This window comes from Erwinia phyllosphaerae, from assembly GCF_019132875.1.
In the GTDB taxonomy this organism is placed as follows: Bacteria; Pseudomonadota; Gammaproteobacteria; order Enterobacterales; family Enterobacteriaceae; genus Erwinia; species Erwinia phyllosphaerae.
Genome location: NZ_JAHSPF010000006.1, coordinates 152,188 through 166,617, shown reverse-complemented (window position 1 = coordinate 166,617; position 14,430 = coordinate 152,188). Strand labels below are relative to the sequence as shown.

General features: G+C 52.3%; 13 protein-coding genes. 8 read left to right on the top strand and 5 right to left on the bottom strand.

What is annotated here, in order from left to right:
- Positions 1 to 18: 18 nt before the first annotated feature.
- Positions 19 to 597, top strand: coding sequence for a hypothetical protein (locus tag KUE00_RS12675; protein ID WP_246760255.1), 579 nt, complete (start codon positions 19 to 21; stop codon positions 595 to 597).
- A gap of 128 nt (positions 598 to 725) precedes the next feature.
- Here KUE00_RS12675 and glyS read toward each other — a convergent pair whose 3' ends face one another.
- Together glyS and glyQ are read right to left on the bottom strand one after the other, a co-directional pair.
- Positions 726 to 2,795, bottom strand: coding sequence for a glycine--tRNA ligase subunit beta (gene glyS, locus KUE00_RS12670; RefSeq protein ID WP_246760254.1), 2,070 nt, complete (start codon positions 2,793 to 2,795; stop codon positions 726 to 728).
- A gap of 9 nt (positions 2,796 to 2,804) precedes the next feature.
- A complete protein-coding gene (gene glyQ / locus KUE00_RS12665; RefSeq protein WP_246760253.1) occupies positions 2,805 to 3,713 on the bottom strand; it encodes a glycine--tRNA ligase subunit alpha in 909 nt (302 codons plus the stop codon).
- A 254-nt stretch (positions 3,714 to 3,967) separates the two neighbouring features.
- On the opposite strand from glyQ, the gene KUE00_RS12660 reads away from it, so the two are divergent.
- Positions 3,968 to 4,963: an acyltransferase gene (locus KUE00_RS12660; protein WP_246760252.1), complete on the top strand. Its 996-nt coding sequence runs from the start codon at positions 3,968 to 3,970 to the stop codon at positions 4,961 to 4,963.
- A gap of 113 nt (positions 4,964 to 5,076) precedes the next feature.
- Here KUE00_RS12660 and KUE00_RS12655 read toward each other — a convergent pair whose 3' ends face one another.
- Both KUE00_RS12655 and KUE00_RS12650 read right to left on the bottom strand, forming a co-directional pair.
- Complete coding sequence (locus tag KUE00_RS12655; RefSeq protein ID WP_246760251.1) at positions 5,077 to 5,997, bottom strand: GlxA family transcriptional regulator; 921 nt, start codon at positions 5,995 to 5,997, stop codon at positions 5,077 to 5,079.
- Between the two features lie 26 nt (positions 5,998 to 6,023).
- Entirely contained in the window at positions 6,024 to 6,566 is a 543-nt protein-coding gene (locus tag KUE00_RS12650; protein ID WP_246760250.1) for an isochorismatase family protein, read from the bottom strand.
- Positions 6,567 to 7,362: 796 nt separating this feature from the next.
- Between KUE00_RS12650 and KUE00_RS12645 the strand changes: the two genes are divergently transcribed.
- From KUE00_RS12645 to KUE00_RS12630, 4 genes are all read left to right on the top strand, one after another.
- A complete protein-coding gene (locus KUE00_RS12645) occupies positions 7,363 to 8,118 on the top strand; it encodes a hypothetical protein (RefSeq protein ID WP_484840045.1) in 756 nt (251 codons plus the stop codon).
- Positions 8,119 to 8,183: 65 nt separating this feature from the next.
- On the top strand, positions 8,184 to 8,711 hold the full coding sequence (locus KUE00_RS12640; protein ID WP_246760248.1) for a CS1 type fimbrial major subunit: 528 nt from the start codon (positions 8,184 to 8,186) through the stop codon (positions 8,709 to 8,711).
- A gap of 58 nt (positions 8,712 to 8,769) precedes the next feature.
- Positions 8,770 to 11,196, top strand: coding sequence for a TcfC E-set like domain-containing protein (locus KUE00_RS12635; RefSeq protein WP_246760247.1), 2,427 nt, complete (start codon positions 8,770 to 8,772; stop codon positions 11,194 to 11,196).
- Complete coding sequence (locus tag KUE00_RS12630) at positions 11,196 to 12,425, top strand: hypothetical protein (protein WP_246760246.1); 1,230 nt, start codon at positions 11,196 to 11,198, stop codon at positions 12,423 to 12,425. The genes KUE00_RS12635 and KUE00_RS12630 overlap by 1 nt, the downstream gene beginning before the upstream one ends.
- A gap of 116 nt (positions 12,426 to 12,541) precedes the next feature.
- On the opposite strand, the gene KUE00_RS12625 is transcribed toward KUE00_RS12630, so the two are convergent.
- Positions 12,542 to 12,961 (bottom strand): DUF2000 domain-containing protein, encoded by a 420-nt coding sequence (locus tag KUE00_RS12625; protein WP_246760245.1) that lies wholly within the window; start codon positions 12,959 to 12,961, stop codon positions 12,542 to 12,544.
- 272 nt (positions 12,962 to 13,233) lie between these two features.
- On the opposite strand from KUE00_RS12625, the gene KUE00_RS12620 reads away from it, so the two are divergent.
- Both KUE00_RS12620 and KUE00_RS12615 read left to right on the top strand, forming a co-directional pair.
- Positions 13,234 to 13,704 (top strand): Lrp/AsnC family transcriptional regulator, encoded by a 471-nt coding sequence (locus KUE00_RS12620; RefSeq protein ID WP_246760244.1) that lies wholly within the window; start codon positions 13,234 to 13,236, stop codon positions 13,702 to 13,704.
- A gap of 132 nt (positions 13,705 to 13,836) precedes the next feature.
- Positions 13,837 to 14,349: an RcnB family protein gene (locus KUE00_RS12615; protein WP_246760243.1), complete on the top strand. Its 513-nt coding sequence runs from the start codon at positions 13,837 to 13,839 to the stop codon at positions 14,347 to 14,349.
- Positions 14,350 to 14,430 lie beyond the last annotated feature (81 nt).

Sequence of the window (14,430 nt, the reverse complement as noted above, 5' to 3'; positions counted from 1 at the left end):
TTTCTGAAAAGGATCTTTATGATAAAGTTATTTGAGATAAATCGTAGAGTATTAATATCTCAGCTTCATGGAACTGAAGCTTCTCTCGGCGTATGTAGTGCTGCATCAATAGAATTTTGTTATAATGAGCTATCAGGATTTCACCGTCCACTGGTGCCTCTTGAATATGTTATTTATTATTCTGGATCGGCAAAGTTTATAGCAAGACAGTTAAAGTACATGTATGATTACCAGTATGACAGAATTAAACGCTGGCAAAGTATAATACCGGAAGACGATTTAAATGCCAGATTAAGCAGAGTGACTCCACACTGGGAAAAATTGCTGGATTTACACCCCGGTGTTTACCTTATTAATATGAGCCTGCTTGATGGAACCGGACATGGGATTGTTCTGGTGAAAAGAGAGTTCTGGGTCTGTTTCAATCCCGCTTTTGGCGCCTGGGTTTTTGAAAAAGGGATAGGTGAACTTATCAGTTTTTTAAAAAACGCTTTTCCTGTCAAAAAGATATGGGCGATTGCAGTAACGAGAAACGAGCAATTTCCTGTCAGAAATAATCCCATTAGAACATTTGTAACCGGCCCTGTTCATTATTAACGCCAGCCCGCTTCGGCCGGATAAAAAAGTATATATTAATTAAGCCATAGTCAGGTGCGGGGAATAACAGACTTAGTTGGATCTATTATTCCCCGCTAAACCCGCCATAAAGGCGGGCATGGTGTGACTTACTGCAGCAGCGAAATATCCGCAACCTGCAGGAACAGCTCGCGCAGTTTGGTCAGCAGCGTCAGGCGATTAATCCGCACCTCGCTCTCTTCTGCGTTTACCATTACCTTCTCAAAGAAGTTATCCACGGCGGTACGCAGCTGCGCCAGCTCGATCAGCGCGTCCTGGTAGCGGCCTTCGGCAAAATAAGGCGCCAGCTTGCTGCTTAAGGCGGAAACGTAGGTCGCCAGCTGGATCTCTTCGTTCTCTTTCAGCAGCGCAGCCTGCACGTTGTCGTTCAGCGGCTCGCTCGATTTCGCCAGAATATTCGAAACGCGTTTGTTAGCCGCGGCCAGCGCGGCCGCCTCTTCCAGAGTACGGAAGTGGGAAACGGCCTTCATGCGTGCGTTAAAGTCTGCCGGACGAGTAGGACGACGAGCCAGCACGGCCTGAATAGTGTCAACGCTGTGACCTTCTTCCTGATACCAGGTACGGAAACGTCCCAGCATAAAGTCGATCACGTCATCAACCACTTTCGCGTTGCTCAGCTTGCTGCCATACAGGCGCACCGCTTCTTCGGTCAGCGTTTGCAGATCCAGCGGCAGGTTCTTTTCAACGATGATGCGCAGCACGCCCAGCGCGGCACGACGCAGCGCAAACGGATCTTTATCGCCTTTTGGATGCTGGCCAATGCCGAAAATGCCCGCCAGCGTATCCATCTTATCGGCAATTGCCAGCGCGCAGGCAACCGGGCTGGACGGCAGATCGTCACCCGCAAAGCGCGGCTGATACTGCTCGTTCAGCGCTACCGCCACGTCTTCCGCTTCGCCGTCATGACGCGCATAGTGCATGCCCATCACGCCTTGCGTGTCGGTAAACTCAAACACCATGTTGGTCATCAGATCGCACTTGGACAGCAGGCCAGCGCGCGTGGCGTGATTGACATCAGCCCCGATCTGCCCGGCAATCCATCCCGCCAGCGCCTGGATACGATCGGTTTTATCGCGCAGCGTGCCCAGCTCTTTCTGGAACAGTACGGTTTCCAGACGCGGCAGATTATCTTCCAGACGCTTTTTGCGGTCGGTATTAAAGAAGAATTCCGCATCGGCCAGGCGTGGACGCACCACTTTTTCGTTACCGGCAATAATCTGCGCAGGATCTTTCGATTCAATATTGGTCACAAAGATAAAGTTTGGCAGCAGCTTGCCCGCGTCATCGTAGACCGGGAAGTACTTCTGGTCGCCCTTCATGGTGTAAACCAGCGCTTCGGCAGGCACGGCCAGGAATTTTTCTTCAAACTTCGCGGTCAGCACCACCGGCCATTCAACCAGTGAGGTTACCTCTTCAAGCAGGCTGTCGCTCAGATCGGCGTGGCCGCCAATCTTGCGCGCGGCGGCTTCGGCATCGGCTTTGATCTGCGCTTTACGCGCTTCGAAATCAGCCTGAACTTTGCCGCGCTCCAGCAGGATCTGCGGATAGCTATCGGCGTTGTCGATAGTGAATTCCGGCTCGCCCATAAAGCGGTGGCCGCGGATGGTGCGTGCAGAATCAACGCCCAGAATAGTGGCCGGAATGCTCTCTTCGCCCAGCAGCAGCGTAACGGTATGCACCGGACGGACAAACTGCACGTCGGAATCGCCCCAGCGCATCAGCTTAGGGATCGGCAGCTTCGCCAGCGAGGTAGCGACCATGTTTGGCAGCAGCGACTGCGCGCTTTCGCCTTTCACGTGTGCGCGATACAGCAGCCATTCACCTTTGTCGGTGCTAAGGCGCTCAGCCTGATCTACCGTAATGCCACAGCCGCGTGCCCAGCCTTCTGCGGCTTTAGTGGCGACGCCGTTGGCATCAAACGCGGCGGCAATAGCCGGGCCGCGCTTTTCAACTTCGCGGTCGGGTTGCGCGGCGCTCAGGCTGGCAACCTTCACCGCCAGACGGCGCGGCGCGGCATACCAGTTTACTTCGCCGTGCGTTAAGCCTGCGGCATCCAGCTCGGCGGTCAAATTGGCGGCAAAAGATTCGGCGAGATTACGCAGCGCCTTCGGCGGCAGCTCTTCGGTGCCGATCTCCACCAGAAACGTTTTTTCAGTCATGGCTGCCTCTTATTTTTTATTGCACATCGGGAAGCCCAGCGCCTCACGAGACGCATAGTACGCTTCAGCCACGGCTTTGGTCAGGGTGCGAATACGCAGAATATAGCGCTGGCGTTCGGTGACGGAGATGGCCTTACGCGCGTCCAGCAGGTTAAACGTGTGGCCCGCTTTCAGAATGCGTTCATAGGCCGGCAGCGGCAGCGGTTTTTCCAGCGCCAGCAGGCTTTGCGCCTCTTTCTCGTACTGCTCGAAGCAGGTGAACAGGAAATCAACGTCGGCATATTCGAAGTTATAGGTGGACTGCTCTACTTCGTTCTGGTGGAACACGTCGCCGTAGGTCGTTTTGCCCAGCGGGCCGTCGCTCCAGACCAGATCGTAAACGCTATCCACGCCCTGGATGTACATCGCCAGGCGCTCCAGGCCGTAGGTGATTTCGCCAGTGACCGGCTTACACTCCAGGCCGCCAACCTGCTGGAAATAGGTGAACTGCGTTACTTCCATGCCGTTCAGCCAGACTTCCCAGCCCAGGCCCCACGCGCCCAGCGTTGGGTTTTCCCAGTTATCTTCCACAAAGCGGATGTCATGGATGGTCGGATCCATCCCCAGCTCTTTCAGCGAGCCGAGATAGAGTTCCTGAATATTGTCCGGTGAAGGCTTGATAATCACCTGGAACTGATAATAGTGCTGCAGGCGGTTTGGGTTTTCGCCGTAGCGGCCATCGGTAGGACGACGTGAAGGCTGCACGTAGGCGGCGGCAATCGGCTCTGGCCCCAGCGCGCGCAGGCAGGTCATCGGGTGAGAGGTACCCGCGCCGACTTCCATATCCAGCGGTTGCACAATAGTGCAGCCCTGGCGTGCCCAGTAATCCTGTAAGGTCAGGATCAGACCCTGAAATGTCTTGGTATCAAACTTTTGCATGTTGTTTTCGCACGCGAGACGGTTTTAAAAGTGGGCGTCAGTATACCCTTTGACCGTCGGTTAGTCAGTAAAAGTGCCTGACGTGATGGCGAAGAAAGATGACGCCGGAAAGGGAAAACCGCAAAAAAATCAGAAGGCCTGATGTTTTTCTATCCGTTTTTTTACGGCCTGGTCTGAATTCATCTGCCGCAAGTTGTTGAATATGCACCGTCCGGCTACCCTCTGATACGCATTAATGCGAAACGAGGAACAAAATGAAGCAGAAGATTGCCTGGATAGATAACCTGCGCGCGGTGGCCTGCCTGATGGTAATCATGATCCACACCACGACCTGGTACATCACCAACGCGCCGGTAGTGGGAGAACATACATGGGATCTTTCTAATCTGCTGAATTCCGCCTCGCGCGTCTGCGTACCTGTCTTTTTTATGATTTCAGGCTATCTGTTTTTTGGCGAACGCAGCGCTCAGGGCCGCCATTTTCTGCGTATTGTCCTTTGCCTGGTGTTCTACAGCGCGGTGGCGCTGCTTTATATCACCTGGCTAACGCCAATCAGCCAGGGCATTTCTGTTCGCATGCTTTTGCAAAAGCCCGTTTTCTATCATCTGTGGTTCTTCTTCGCCATTATCGCTGTTTATCTGCTTTCACCCCTGATTCAGGTAAAAAACGTGCGTGCGGGCTACCTTGCCGTGGTGACGCTTATACTGGCGGTGCTGGCCAATCCTAATACGGTCGATCAGTCCATCGGCAATTTTCACTGGCTGCCGCTCAATCTCTACATCAACGGCGACAGCTTCTATTACGTGCTGTATGCGCTGTTTGGCAGGGCGATTGGCACCATGGATACCCGTGGTCGCGGTGTTAGCTGGGCTGCTGGCGTGATTTTTGTCGCCTGCGTGGCGGGGATTGCGATGGGCACTAAACAGCAGACGGCGATTAACGGCGCGTTTGCCGATACCTGGTATCTCTATTGCGGCCCGGTGGTCTTTATCGCCGCGGTGAGTTTGCTGGTGCTGTTTAAAAACACCTTAAATGAGCGAATTTTACCGGTTCTGGGCACTATCTCGCGTTATTCACTGCCAATTTACGGTTTTCACGCGCTGTTCATTCACTTTATCCGTACCCATCATTTTGACCATACCAGTCATCCGCTGTTGGATATCCCGCTGGTCTTTGCCAGCACGCTGCTGGGCAGTCTGCTGCTGGCGATGGGATTACGCAAGCTTGATAAGCGCCACTTTGTGAGTTAGCAGGAAGGGTGACTGCTCTGCCGTCATCCGGTTAACGCGGCGAAAAAATGTAGCGCAACTCCCTGTTGAAACGCCGTATGCAGACAGGGCCGCGCCACATAAAGAAGGCCGTGCTAGTTCGCCCAGCGCTGAATGGCCCGCCTTAGCTGACGCGATGAGGTAAATCCTGCCGCCAGGGCCGCTTTCTCTGTGCCTTCGCCCTGCTGCAGCCGCTGCTTCGCCATCGCCAGTTTTAGTTGCTCATGATATTCCCGTACGCTTATGCCTAAATGTTGTCTGAACAGGCGCGTCAGATGGCGTGCGCTGACGTGAACGCGGTTGGCGATCTCTTCCAGCGGCCAAACGCGCTCCGGCTGGGCAATCAGCAAATCCTGGGTGCGGTGGATGGCTGGATTAATATGATTGCGATGGCGCAACCACGGCGAAAGCTGTGGATCGTCATCCGAACGGCGAAACCAGACAACCATTTCGCGCGCTACGTTAAGGGCAGCCTGCGAACCGCAAAGACGCTGGATAAGATGCAGCGCCAGATCGATTCCCGCAGTAATACCTGCGCTGGTCCAGATGCCGTTATCTTCCACAAAAATGCGATTTTCCTTCACGATGGCGGTCGGTTCGGCGCTTCTTAGCCGCTCGATCACTTCATGATGCGTGGTGCACTGCACGTTATAAAGCAGACCGCTGCGCGCCGCCAGGATAGATCCTGAACAGATGCAAACCAGCGTAATCCGTCCGGCATGGATTATTGGCTGCATGCGCGTCAGCCAGTTACGTGCTTTGACGCTGGCTGGCGTATCGAAATCGACGCTGGAATCCGCCATGCCCGGAATAATCAGCAAGCTTCCTTCCGGTAAGCTTTCCGGCAATGGCTCAAGCTGGCTGACGGTCATTCTGGTTGAGGTCATCACGCTCTCCTCTGGCCCGATGTAGCGCAGTTCGAACGCGTCACCGGCCAGCTGTAGCGTTTCTGCCGGGCCGGTTATATCGAGCGTCATGACGCCCGGCAGCGTCAAAAACCAAACGGGAATAGCCATGTTTTCGATCCTTTTTAGCAATAGCTTTATGCCAGGGCGTGTAAGCACTGCTCAACGGTAGCAATAGTGGCAAAGCGGTTTATCAGCACGCTTTCGGTGCGATGGCGTAAATCTGCAATATCAAGCGTGATGCCATTATGCGTAATCGGAAAGGTCAGCGTCGCTTCGGTTACAAAGGTGACGTGATAGCCCAGATCGGAGGCAACACGTGCCGTTGTTTCACAACACTGCTCGGTACGTAATCCGCTAACGATCAGGTTTTTTATCTGATGTTCCTGCAACCATGCCGCCAGCCCGGAATCGGTCAGCGCGTTGTGCACTTTCTTTTGTACCCTTAGCGTGGCGTGATGATCGAGGAAGGGCAGGCGCTTTACCAAACCTGAAGCCAGCGAAAACGGCCCGTCCTCTTCGAGATGAAACACATCTATAACTGGAATTTTCCGGCGCTGGCAGCCCGCAATCAGCTTGCGGATTTGCTGCTCAAAGGCAGGTGTTTCCGCCGTTTCCTGATAGCCACGATGATAGAAGGATTGCTGAGCGTCAATTACTAAAAGGGCGGTACTGGTCATTTTCAACTCCGGCAGGGGATAGCGGGAACACAATCATGACGCGGAGTGCAGGCTGGCGTAAGGCCAAAAACGGACAGGATGACGTTGTGTCAGGACAACCTGTAGTGCTGGCGGAGGCGCCGGTTCTTTTTGCAGATATTAGCAGCGGCCTGCTTTAGATAAGGAAAAGACAACATCTTGCCGGTTCCTCAGGAAGAATAAATTACAATCGAAAGTAGACATAAAGATATGGGTTTATTATTGCGGTTTATTTTTTTTAAAAAAATCACAACAGGTAGTGATGAATGCGTACATTTACCGAAATTGCGCAAGTATTAATAATTAATTATTTGTAATTTAAAGGTCTCAGGATTGTCTCCTGTAAAAACGTAACCTAAACGAGTCTGCCTTTTATTTTTTTAAATCCCCTCTGTTGATTCTGTTAATGATTTATTGAATTTTTTCATTTCAATTTTCTCATTGCCGTATACCAGGGTTGGTTTTCCTTTTGAAAACTTGGGGTTATCTCGTTTTTATGAAAATAGTCGATAGCCTTAACCAGGAGATTGAGTTTTTTCCTATAGCCAATATTGCTGTTAATAGGGTTTGTGTCCGCTATTGACGAGCGATGAATATTTTCAAATAATGTTTTCAGATTAAACCTATCCCGGCGGAGTAATCCGTATAAATCAGTGGGTGACATAGTAAACGTAGGGTGTGTTTTTAAGTTAACGAATCTTTCAGGATTGATAATTATATATCACTATTTTTACAAGCTGGCTTCTTTATTGTCCTGAATACGAGCCTGGAATAAAATATGATGAATCTGTTTAAAAGATTTTTATTGATTGCAGGAGCGTCTCTTTTGACCTTCTCTCCAGTGGTACCAGCCACGCCGGTTATCGGTATTGGCAGCATGTACGATGTGCTGACGCCCGGAATGCAGAGCATAACCAAGCGGATTTACAATACTGGTGACTCTACGGCATTTATACGCGTGGAGCTGCTGGAGATTCATCCCGGTAAAAAAGAGGCGCAGGAAACGCCACAAAAAGAAACTATTAATAACCAGCTTGAAAAAAATCGGCTGATAGTTACGCCGCTGCGCCTGATTATTCCGCCCGCTGGTTTTCAGTCTGTACGTATTATGTGGCCCGGAGAGAGAGAAAAGGAACGTTACTTTCGCGTTCGGTTTACCCCCGTTATGCCCGAAGCCGATGACAGCTTTGGCCTGAATAAGCAGGCGATAGATGAATATCGTAAAAATAGTCTGCATGCCGGATTAAACGTGCTGACAGGCTATGGCACAGTGGTGATTGTTCAACCGGATAGCCCCACTTTTAAAACCGTAATGGATAACAGTTCAGCAGGTGTGTTGACCGTAAAAAATAACGGCGATACGACTATTTCTCTGGAAGATATCCGCCATTGTAAATCAATCGACACGGACTGTAGCCCCGTTACGCGTGAATTTATCTTGCCGGGAAGAAGTGTCAGCCTTGATAAAAAAATCGGTTATAAAACGAATTTCACTCTGATTGAGGGAAATAATAAACGGACGTTAACGTTTTAACGTCACATGAGCCATGCGTGGCAATGCGCATAGTTGGGGAAGATTGAAACCTTAAGGAACAAGTTATGAAAAAGAAAACATTTAAAAACACGCTGGCCGTAGCGCTGCTGTCCTGTGCAGCCCTGGGTGCATCCGTTGCCCATGCGGCGGAAAGCCAGAGCTATACCATCAACCTGACCGCGACGGTACCTTCAGACAACTTCCAGGTTCTTCCAGTCGATACGGGCTGGATTGATCAGACCCAAACCATGGGATACGACATCGCCAGCAGCAAACTGCAGCCGTTTGAAAAACAGTTCCAGTATAAAAATACTGCCGGTGCAATTCAGGCCAAGCTGACGGGTAACCTGAACAGTGACGGTAAGCCGCAGCTCTCTAACGGCACCGCTGTCATCCCCCTGGCCGTAACGTTTAATAATATCGCCATTACAAAAACGGCAGTTCCGGTAGTAGCTGCAGAGGCTGCGAAAGCCGGAGGCCGTACGGCTCTGCGCATTACTCAGGCTGCCGATACAGCGCTGGAGGTAAACGGATACTTTACCGGTAGCGTAGCGATGATTTTTGAACCGGTGGTCGACACCCCTGCGCCGTAACCGCATTGTCCTGATGCTAACTGACTGGAGGCCGCCGCAGGATGCGGCGGCTTTATTAATGAAAAAAACTCTGCTTGTTCTTGCTATGGCTCCTCTGTTTGCGTCGGCAGCCGATATGTCACTGGCGGTCAACACGCGGGGGCTACCTGAAGATTTCAGGCGTTATTTTTATGACTCTGAAGTGATGGTTCAGGTATATCTGAACGACATGCCGCTATTTGACGCGGCAGTTTCCCTGAAGGAGAACGGCGATATCCGACTGTTGCGTACCGTTAGCGATGCGCAGGAGGTAGACCCGGCCGTCAGGGCGCTATGGTTCGGCATTCTGCAACAGGGTGTCACCGTCGGAAAATGCACAGCAGCTTGCCCGTCCGGCTTGATGGCAGTGGAATACCGACTGGATAACTCGATATTAAAGCTATACACCTCACAGTATGAAACAAGCCGATCGCAAAGCGCGTTTCTCTCGCTACCTGAAACGCCCGGCGGCGTAATTATGTATAACGACGTGTCTGCTACCAACAGCGGCACAATGCGCAGCTGGGGCATTAACTCTTCCCTGACTTCATCTTTTGCAGGATGGAGCCAGAAGGTGTCTTTTCAGTCGTCCGGCACGGATGGGCGCTACCGTTACAGCAGTTCGAGCCTGTATGAGCTTTACTCACAGAAAGAGCTACAGGGCAGTTTTTTGCGGTTGGGGTTTTTTACGCCCGACGGCGATACCGGCAACGTACAGACGGCCGGGTTTGGCTTTGACACGGTGGCGGGGGCCATGTGGGCCACCTCCGACGCGCTGCTGGCCAGCAAGGACAGCGTCAGCGCCTGGCCGGTTTACGTGACCGGGCGCAATCAGTCCATTGCCGAGGTCTGGCGCGACGGCAGGCTTATCCATACCCAGCAGCTGCAGGCCGGTGTCCAGGCGCTGAACACTCGCCAGCTGCCCGGCGGCATTTACGATATTACGATAAAAATTATCGAAAATGGCCAGGTGGTGGACACGCAGCAGGCGCAGATTTACAAGCCGCAGGGCTGGGCCAATCCGGACAGGCGCTGGCGCATGAATCTCTGGAGCGGACAGCGCAGAACGCTGGCCTCCGGTGATGGCCGCGTGCGTGAGGATAACCCTTTTGCGGCGGGCGGCGGCGTGGATATTCTGGTGCATCCGCGCGCCGTATTAGGTTTTAGCGGCGCGGCGACGGAGAAAGAGCATCGGCTCAGAACCCGTGCCAACGTTACGCTTTCGCCAGATGATTCGCTGTTTGCCCAGTACACGCTGGGCAATTCGGAATACCGCACAAACCAGGACACCGACATCCGCTACTACCGCAACATTCCCGGCGGCGGCTCGGCCAGTCTGTTCTGGCGTTCCACCACCACTGACGTATATGGTCACGGCCTGTTCAGTCAGCGTACCACGTCTCGTCAGCAGGGCGATACCTGGGGCACCTCGCTGTCGCTGCGCCTGCCTCACTCTACGCAGCTGATGCTGAACGGCCAGTATATGGATACCGCCTGGCGGCAAGGCTTTGGCACCGACGCATCGGTCACCACGCTGGCGAACCTGTCAGGACGCGATATGAACTTCCGGTTCAGCGCTTATGACCGGCCCGGCTTTAACAATAATAGCCGAGACCGTGGCGTCTCCTTTGGCGTCAGCGTGTCGCTGGCCCCGGCAGCCCGCCATCTTGTTTCAGCCGAAACCGGCATCAACCAGAATCAGGGATACTCCAGCCTGAACTATCAGTGGCAGCCGGGCGAAGGGAGCGTTATCCGCACGCTTGGCGGCGGCGTTTCTTATAGCCCGCATAACACGGTTATCAGCAGCAACGCTTCGGTGGACACGCCTTATGCCAGCGGCGATGCGTATGCGCAGCACAATACGCAGGGCGATACGACTACGCTGGGTGGAAACCTGAGCCAGGTGCTGGTGGTGGGCGGCGGCAAAGTGGCGTCGGTAAACAGCAACAGTCGCAGCATGGAGTCGGCGCTGATTGTCGACGTGGACGCGGATGACGATACCGGTGTTATCGCTTCCGGCACGATGGCGGAAACGCGGCTGTCGGCAGGACGCAATATCGTGCCAACCGGGCTGTGGAAACAGAACAACATTCAGTTCGCGGCACGCGGCGGTGAAAGCGTACAGCTCTTTCCACAGAACCAGAGCGTGCAGATGAACCGGGGCAGCGTGCAGTACATAAAAGTGAAGGCGGTAAAAACCTTTACGCTGGTCGGCATGCTGCACGATGAACAGGGTAACCTGCTGAAAAATCGTTTTGTCAGCAGTGATGTTTCCAGCGGCGTGATTAATGCCGAAGGGGTGCTGACGCTGGATTCCGGCGTGGCAAACAGCGTGCTGACGGTCAGGGCGGAACCCGGCCAGCCGGCGCTGACCTGCACGCTGCCGTCAGGTCTCGATCGCGCCAAAAAAGTGCAGTTTATTGATGCTGTCCGCTGCCGGACAGTAAATACGGGAGCAGACAAATAATGAAGATGCTATCGGCTCTGGCGGGGGCAGGATTACTTATCGCAGGGCTGGCTGCTAATGCGGCGACCATGGAAATCACTGCCGCTTTTACGCCATCCATGAGTCAACCGGAGAATAATCAGTTTACCAACACTACGCCACAGAGTGGGTATTGTGCGACATGGCCAGACTCATGTTCGAGCAATGTTTTCAGCATTGCATTACCTTTAAACCTGGCTATAATAAATCCAATAAAAGCAAATGATACTCCAAGAAATAATCCCTATTTCGCCTTTCCAAATAAACTCGTAACATTAAATGTAACAAATGAGGCTGGTGATATTGCGAAAGTTTCCTTTCGTGTGAGTGGATTTAGTTCTCGTTATACTAATAACATCGGCCAATATGACTGGGTAAATTCTAGCTTTAGGTTTCCTAATCTACCTTGTAAATCTAGTGGGGCAAGTTGGGGGGGAGGGAATTGGTATCACTTTTTATGGTCAGTTACTTCTGACAGCGGTGCATGCTATAAAATAAGCACTATAGACAGAACTGAACCCTCAAGCTTTTTTAATATGAGCGTGGCATATGAGCTGGTATCGCCAGATCCACTTCGGATGAGTTCTGGTATTTATAAAGGTGCGCTGCATTTAACCGTTGGTCCCGGTGGCGATTTTGACTTTGGCGATAACTATCAGGCATCAGATAGCCAGCTTACGATCAATTTCACCCTTTCTGTTAACCATGAACTGAAATTAACCACCACCGCAGAAGCTCAGAAGGTTAACCTTAGACCTTGTGCACAGGGAAGAACCTGTACGGAGGAAGAGGGGAAAGCAAACTGGGAGCGCTGGATGGTTACCCGCATCACGCCGCAGCTAACCGGCCGCAGCAATTTTACTCTTTCCAGCTCCGGAGCTTTTACCGTTTATCTGGCGTGTGAACAGCAGAGCGGCACAAACTGCGCGCTGAAAAGCGACAACTCGGCGCAGCTGGTGCCGGTACAAACACTGCTGACGCTGCCTGACAATATCGTGGACAGCACAACCGGTTCCACCGTCTCCCAAAGGCCGCTTGCGTTGGGTAGAGATTTAACCAGAAACACTTTTATTACCAAATCCTATGGTGAGAACAAAAGCGGCAGCATCGATTTTCTGGTGGAGCAGCGGGACGTGGATACCATGCTGAAAACCCGGCCGGACACGTATCGAGGTGCCGTAACGGTAATCTTTGATCCTCAAATCTACTGATCAAGACAAGATCGCATCCGTTTCGCTGCCAAAGCTGAGGGCTACAAGGTTGGTGCTGGCATACCTGCGGCGTTCAGCAATATAACGTCAGGCTGAACGTTGCAGACACAGGATACCTATTTAAAAAGAGCCAGGTTACCGGTCAGTTTGGTTATTCTCTTTTTAGGGCCAATCAGCCCTATTGCGACCAGTTCTATCTCTTCGCTGCTAACAGAAGAAATCCTTGCGCCATATTCATCATAGGTTTTACAGGATTGCGCCAGCGCGCTAAAAGGCATGGTATAAATCGCTTCCTCTTTAGCAATACGCTGCAATTCCTGAATATATTCGCCAGAGGCCAGCAGGACAGGCAGGGGACTATAGATGACGCCGGGGTAGTTAACGGCATCCATACTTTGCCTGTCTGGCCCAACCAGATTTTCCGTGGTACGACCAAAACTGATGCCGATAACGCTGGCGGCGTTGATGGCCAGTCCGGCTGGCAAATCTTTATCAATAATAATCGTGCAGCGATGCTGGCTGGCGTCGAATTTCATCTTTACTCCTTACTGAGGGGATAGTAATCGCTTTATTTACTTTTAAGGCATTCCCTGGTGGTGGCATTTCTTTTTAAATTGTTGCATCCCGTTTTTCCGTATTTTTAACGGAGGGTGAGGCTGTGCGTAACCTTTTGAAATAATGTCATTAATTAAGTGAGGCTATTTTGCCTGATAAAAACGGAAAAGTGCTGCCTTTATTGCTTGCTTAATAAACAGTATCAGGAAAAAATAACCTGACAGAGGCTGAAAAAAGAAAGGAATGACTCGTTATGACGCTTGGCGCGGCAGAAATCAAAATCCTGAAGCTGTTGCAGGATGACGCTCGCATCACTAATCAGGTTTTAGCGGAAAAGAGCGGTATGTCGGCCTCACCCTGCTGGCGTAAAGTACGCAAGCTGGAAGAGGATGATGTGATTCAGGGCTACCGAGCGGTGCTGAACCGCAAAAAGATTGGGCTAGGCGTGATGGTATTCGTGCGGGTTGTTATCGACAGCCACAGCGAGGCCGAAGCACGCAAGTTCGAAGAGGAGGTAACCGCGCTGGAGGAGGTGGTTTCCTGTTATAGCATTGGCGGCGATGCGGATTTCTTACTGCAGGTCGTGGCGCAGGATCTTGACGCCTACGCCGATTTTGCCATGTCGGTGGTTCGCCGCTTGCCCGGTATTAAAGAGATGCAAAGCATGTTTGTGCTGAAAGAGATCAAGCCGCTGGCAAGCCTGCCGATTAAAAAGTCGATTTAATCAGCCTGGCGAAAGAAGAGCCGCTTTCCTGCTTCCCTTGCCCGGAAAGAAGAGATAATGTGCGCGTGACGAAGTGGCGCTTCCTCGCTGACTGGTGCCACCTGATAATCAATTTTCTCAGCGGAGAAACTCATGAGTAAGCACGTTCTGTTTTCAGCCCTTTTATTTGCGGCAATGCCGTTAGTGTCAACGGCTTTCGCCGAAGATAGCCAGCCAGCCGCGCAGGATTCAGCCGTCGCCGCGCCGGATGCACAAGCGCCAGCAACGGATGCGCCAGCTTCGCAAGACCCGGCAGCAACAGCGCCGCAGAGTCCGGCAGCCCAGGCTCCGGTTGCGCCAGAAGCGCAGACGCCTTCACAGGCGCAAACGCCGTCGGGCGAAACGGCCGCGCCTCAGCGCGATCCGGCTCATCCTTATGAGATTCAATATTTCTTTGCAGATTTCCAGCGCTTTGCCATCGGCAGCGTGGTGCCGGATCGTTACCGCACTAAAAAATATGAAATCGTCGACTGGAAAACCCGTAATCTGCCCGCGCCCGAGCAGGGTACCAACTGGACCTATATGGGCGGCAACTACGTGCTGATTTCCAAAGCGGATGGCAAGATCCTTAAGGCCGAGTCCGGCGATATTTTCTATAAGCAGTAAGCGATAAAAAGCCCGGCAATATCAGGCCGGGCTTGCAGCGTTCTGGTAAGTCCGGCGGGTAAACAGGCTCGCCAGGCTCTC

Bases quoted from the DNA above. Each gene is read 5' to 3' on its own strand.
- KUE00_RS12615 (WP_246760243.1), top strand. From the start codon at position 13,837: ATGAGTAAGCACGTTCTGTTTTCAGCCCTTTTATTTGCGGCAATGCCG.
- KUE00_RS12625 (WP_246760245.1), bottom strand. From the start codon at position 12,961: ATGAAATTCGACGCCAGCCAGCATCGCTGCACGATTATTATTGATAAA.
- KUE00_RS12650 (WP_246760250.1), bottom strand. From the start codon at position 6,566: ATGACCAGTACCGCCCTTTTAGTAATTGACGCTCAGCAATCCTTCTAT.
- KUE00_RS12620 (WP_246760244.1), top strand. From the start codon at position 13,234: ATGACGCTTGGCGCGGCAGAAATCAAAATCCTGAAGCTGTTGCAGGAT.
- KUE00_RS12655 (WP_246760251.1), bottom strand. From the start codon at position 5,997: ATGGCTATTCCCGTTTGGTTTTTGACGCTGCCGGGCGTCATGACGCTC.
- glyQ (WP_246760253.1), bottom strand. From the start codon at position 3,713: ATGCAAAAGTTTGATACCAAGACATTTCAGGGTCTGATCCTGACCTTA.
- KUE00_RS12660 (WP_246760252.1), top strand. From the start codon at position 3,968: ATGAAGCAGAAGATTGCCTGGATAGATAACCTGCGCGCGGTGGCCTGC.
- glyS (WP_246760254.1), bottom strand. From the start codon at position 2,795: ATGACTGAAAAAACGTTTCTGGTGGAGATCGGCACCGAAGAGCTGCCG.
- KUE00_RS12645 (WP_484840045.1), top strand. From the start codon at position 7,363: ATGATGAATCTGTTTAAAAGATTTTTATTGATTGCAGGAGCGTCTCTT.
- KUE00_RS12630 (WP_246760246.1), top strand. From the start codon at position 11,196: ATGAAGATGCTATCGGCTCTGGCGGGGGCAGGATTACTTATCGCAGGG.
- KUE00_RS12635 (WP_246760247.1), top strand. From the start codon at position 8,770: ATGAAAAAAACTCTGCTTGTTCTTGCTATGGCTCCTCTGTTTGCGTCG.
- KUE00_RS12640 (WP_246760248.1), top strand. From the start codon at position 8,184: ATGAAAAAGAAAACATTTAAAAACACGCTGGCCGTAGCGCTGCTGTCC.
- KUE00_RS12675 (WP_246760255.1), top strand. From the start codon at position 19: ATGATAAAGTTATTTGAGATAAATCGTAGAGTATTAATATCTCAGCTT.